The following is a 3,528-nucleotide window of genomic DNA, read 5'->3' as shown; positions in this document are numbered from 1 at the left end:
GCCCAGCGCGACGACCGGGTCGTCGGCCTCCGGATGGCCGGCCCCCGGTTGGCCGGCCCCCGGATGGCCGGACCCGACGATCGCGCGCGCGGCGCTTTCGTCCATCACGCCGTCCTGGTACGCGTACGGCAACGTGCCGCGCGCCCAGCGTTCGAGAAAGCGCAGGAACAGCGCGGGCAGCACGGCGGTGGCGACCGGCGCCGCGCCGCGTGCGAACGATTCGACGAGCGTCGGCGCGATGAAGCCGGGGATCTTCGAGAAGCCGTCGGCCGCGACACGCTGGTTCGTGTCGAGCACGTACGGGTTGCCGAAGCGTTCGAGCACGACGTCGCGGTAGCGCGCGAGATCGAGCGGACTCGGCGTGAGGCACGGGATCACGTCCTGCGTCACGTAGTCGTGCGCGAAGCGGCGGATCGCCGCGTCGTGCGTGCCCTCGTGGATGTACGTGTGGCCCGCGAGCGTGCCGGCCCACGCGATGCAGCTGTGCGTCGCGTTGAGGATGCGGATCTTCGCTTCCTCGTACGGGTGTACGTCGTCGACGAGTTCGGCGCCGGCCAGCTCCCAGCGCGGCCGGCCGGCCGCGAAGCGGTCCTCGATCACCCACTGGATGAACGATTCACCCATCACCGGGCACGCGTCGTCGATGCCGGTGGCTGCCAGCACGCGCTCGCGCACGTCGGCAGTCGGGCGCGGCGTGATGCGGTCGACCATCGCGCTCGGCGTGGCGACGTTCGCATCGAACCACGCGAGCAGGTCGGCCTGCCCGCGCCGTTCGAGGAATTCGCGCATCCCCGCGCGAAAGCGTGCGCCGTTGTTGCGCAGGTTGTCGCAGCTTTGCAGCGTGAGCGGGCCCGCGCCGCGCTTCACGCGTTCGGCGAGCAGCGCCGCGAGCGCGCCGTACAGCGTCGTGCGCGCGCCCTGCAGGTCGGCCGCGAGATCGGCGTTCGCGATGTCGAGCCGGTTGTGTTCGTCGAGGTAGTAGCCGCCTTCGGTGACGGTGAACGACACGATCCGGCACGCGGGATCGGCGCCGGCGTCGATCAGCGCGGCGAGGTCGATCGACCACGGCAGCACGCGGGTGATCGCGCGGATCGTCTCGTACGCGCGCTCGCCTTGCGGCGTGACGGTTTCGAGCGTGTAGGCGCCGTGCTGCGCGGCGAGTGCGTCCATCGTCGAGCGCATGTCGTCGCGGATGTTGCCGACGGTCAGCGACCAGCGCTCGTCGGCCGGAACGGCCGCGTTCACGCGATGCAGATACCACGCCTGGTGCGCGCGGTGAAACGAGCCCGCGCCGATGTGCAGCAGCACGGGCGTGCGGGCGGAGGGCGATGCGCTCATCCGGTGTCTCCTGTTCGTGCCTGACTTTTTCCTGTCGAATGCGACCGACGTGATCGTCGAATACGATCATTTGCTCTTTGTGTGAGCGAATGATCGTATTCGGGCGAGCGAAAGTCAAGGCGGGGAAACGGCATTTCGATGGTGCGCTGCGGCGGCGCGCGGGCAGGGCGGGGAGGGGCGCGAACCAGCGGTGGTGCTGGAAACGCCGTCAGCGCCCTTCGCGCGTCAACGCAACGAGTTCCTCGAGCAGCTTGCCGGCCGGCCCCGGCAGGATCCCGTGGCGGCGCCGGAACGCGGTGAGCGTGCGCACCGCGACGACTTCGCGCACGGGCAGCGTGTCGATCGTGCCGGCGCGCTGCTCGGCGCCGTACATCGGCTCGGCCATCCAGCTCAGGAAGCCGGCATGCGCGACGAGGCTCTTCAATGTCGTGACCGAGCGCGTCTCGACCGCGATGTCGGGCAGCGCGAGCCCGTGCGCGTCGAAGGTCGCGCGCATATGGTCGAACGGTGCGGTGCCGCGCGGCGGAATCGCCCAGCGTGCGTGCAGCGTATCGGCGAGCGTCGGTGCGCGGCCGAGCGCGCGCAGCGGATGGTGCGGCGCCGCAACGATGTGGCTGCGATCTTCCCAGCGGCACTCGGGAATCGCGACGATCTCGTCGGTATCGGGCCCGTGCGCGGACAGCGCGAGATCGATCTCGTGCTTGTTCAGCCCTTCCGCGAGCCGGTCCCACACGCCTTCGATGATCTCGACCCGCAGGTTCGGCCAGCGGTCGAGCACGCGGCCCACCGCGACCGGCAGCACGAGGCTCGCGATGCTGCCCACGGTGCCGACCTTGATCGTACCCTTCGCGAACCCGCGCATCGCGTCGAGTTCCTCGCGCGCGTGCTCGGCCTCGTGCTGCAGCAGCGTCGCGTGCGGCAGCAGCGCCTCGCCGAACGCGGTGAGCTGCACGCCCTTCGAGTGGCGCTCGAACAAGGGCGCGCCGACCTGGTCCTCGAGCCGCTTCAGGATCCGGCTCAGCGCCGGCTGCGTCACATGCAGCGCATCGGCGGCGCGGCCGAGGCTGCCGCACGCGACGATCGTCGTGAAGGCGCGCAATTGTCGGAGATCGAAAGTCATGCCGGAATGTAATGGCTTTTCGCAAAAAATACAGTATCAGAGAATGGCTTGCGCTTCGATACTGTGGAAACCGCCAAGCCATCCAGGAGACACCCGAGCATGTCCGGCCATCCGCCCCCTTCCGCCGCGTCGATCACCGTTCGCGATGCGGTGATCGACCTGCTTCGCCAGTTCGGCATCGACCGCGTATTCGGCAATCCCGGCTCGACCGAGCTGCCGATGTTTCGCGACTTCCCGGACGATTTCCGCTACGTGCTCGGCTTGCATGAAGCCGTCGTGGTCGGGATGGCCGACGGCCACGCACAGGCCACCGGCAACGCGGCGGTCGTCAACCTGCATTCGGCCGCGGGCGTCGGCAACGCGATGGGCAATCTCTTCACCGCATTCAAGAACCGCACGCCGCTGATCGTCACCGCGGGCCAGCAGGCGCGCGCGATCCTGCCGTTCGACCCGTTCCTCGGCGCGACGCAGGCCGCCGAGCTGCCGAAGCCGTACGTGAAATGGAGCATCGAGCCCGCGCGCGCGCAGGACGTGCCGGCCGCGATCGCGCGTGCGTACCGCATCGCGATGCAGGAACCGCGCGGCCCGGTGTTCGTGTCGATCCCGGTCGATGACTGGGACCAGCCGGCCGACCTGCTGCCGCGCCGCGCGGTCAGCAGCGTCGTGCGGCCTGATCCGGACGCGCTCGCACGGCTCGGCGACACGCTCGACGCCGCGCGTCGCCCCGCGTTCGTGGTCGGTGCGGCCGTCGATCGCGCCGGTGCGTGGGACGAGATCGTGCGGCTCGCCGAGCGGCATCGTGCGCGCGTGTACGTCGCGCCGATGTCGGGGCGCTGCAGCTTCCCCGAGGACCATCCGCTGTTCGCCGGCTTCCTGCCCGCGATCCGCGAGAAGATCGTCGCGCGGCTCGACGGGCATGACCTCGTGTTCGCGTTCGGCGCCCCCGCGTTCACCTATCACATCGAGGGCTTCGGCCCGCACGTGCCGCCGGGTGCGACGCTCGTGCAGCTCGTCGACGATCCGGGCATCGCCGCGTGGACGCCGTCGGGCGATGCGGTCGTCGGCAACCA

3 protein-coding genes are annotated in these 3,528 nt (G+C 70.0%); 1 reads left to right on the top strand and 2 read right to left on the bottom strand.

Features of this window, described 5'->3' with window-relative positions:
- Both dalD and G3O06_RS47140 read right to left on the bottom strand, forming a co-directional pair.
- A partial coding sequence (gene dalD, locus G3O06_RS47145; RefSeq protein WP_241020608.1) for a D-arabinitol 4-dehydrogenase occupies positions 1 to 1,338 on the bottom strand: 1,338 nt, incomplete at its 3' end.
- A gap of 208 nt (positions 1,339 to 1,546) precedes the next feature.
- The gene (locus tag G3O06_RS47140) at positions 1,547 to 2,458 is read right to left on the bottom strand and encodes a LysR family transcriptional regulator (RefSeq protein WP_043190134.1); all 912 of its coding nucleotides are present in this window, start codon (positions 2,456 to 2,458) and stop codon (positions 1,547 to 1,549) included.
- Positions 2,459 to 2,557: 99 nt separating this feature from the next.
- Between G3O06_RS47140 and mdlC the strand changes: the two genes are divergently transcribed.
- The coding region (mdlC, locus tag G3O06_RS47135; protein ID WP_205820172.1) for a benzoylformate decarboxylase at positions 2,558 to 3,528 on the top strand (971 nt) is incomplete at its 3' end.

The organism is Burkholderia sp. Ac-20345, from assembly GCF_017104825.1.
Classification (GTDB): Bacteria; Pseudomonadota; Gammaproteobacteria; order Burkholderiales; family Burkholderiaceae; genus Burkholderia; species Burkholderia lata_B.
This window is presented reverse-complemented; position numbering and strand designations above follow the sequence as displayed.

Coding starts and splice junctions, on each gene's coding strand:
- G3O06_RS47140 (WP_043190134.1), bottom strand. CDS start 2,458: ATGACTTTCGATCTCCGACAATTGCGCGCCTTCACGACGATCGTCGCG.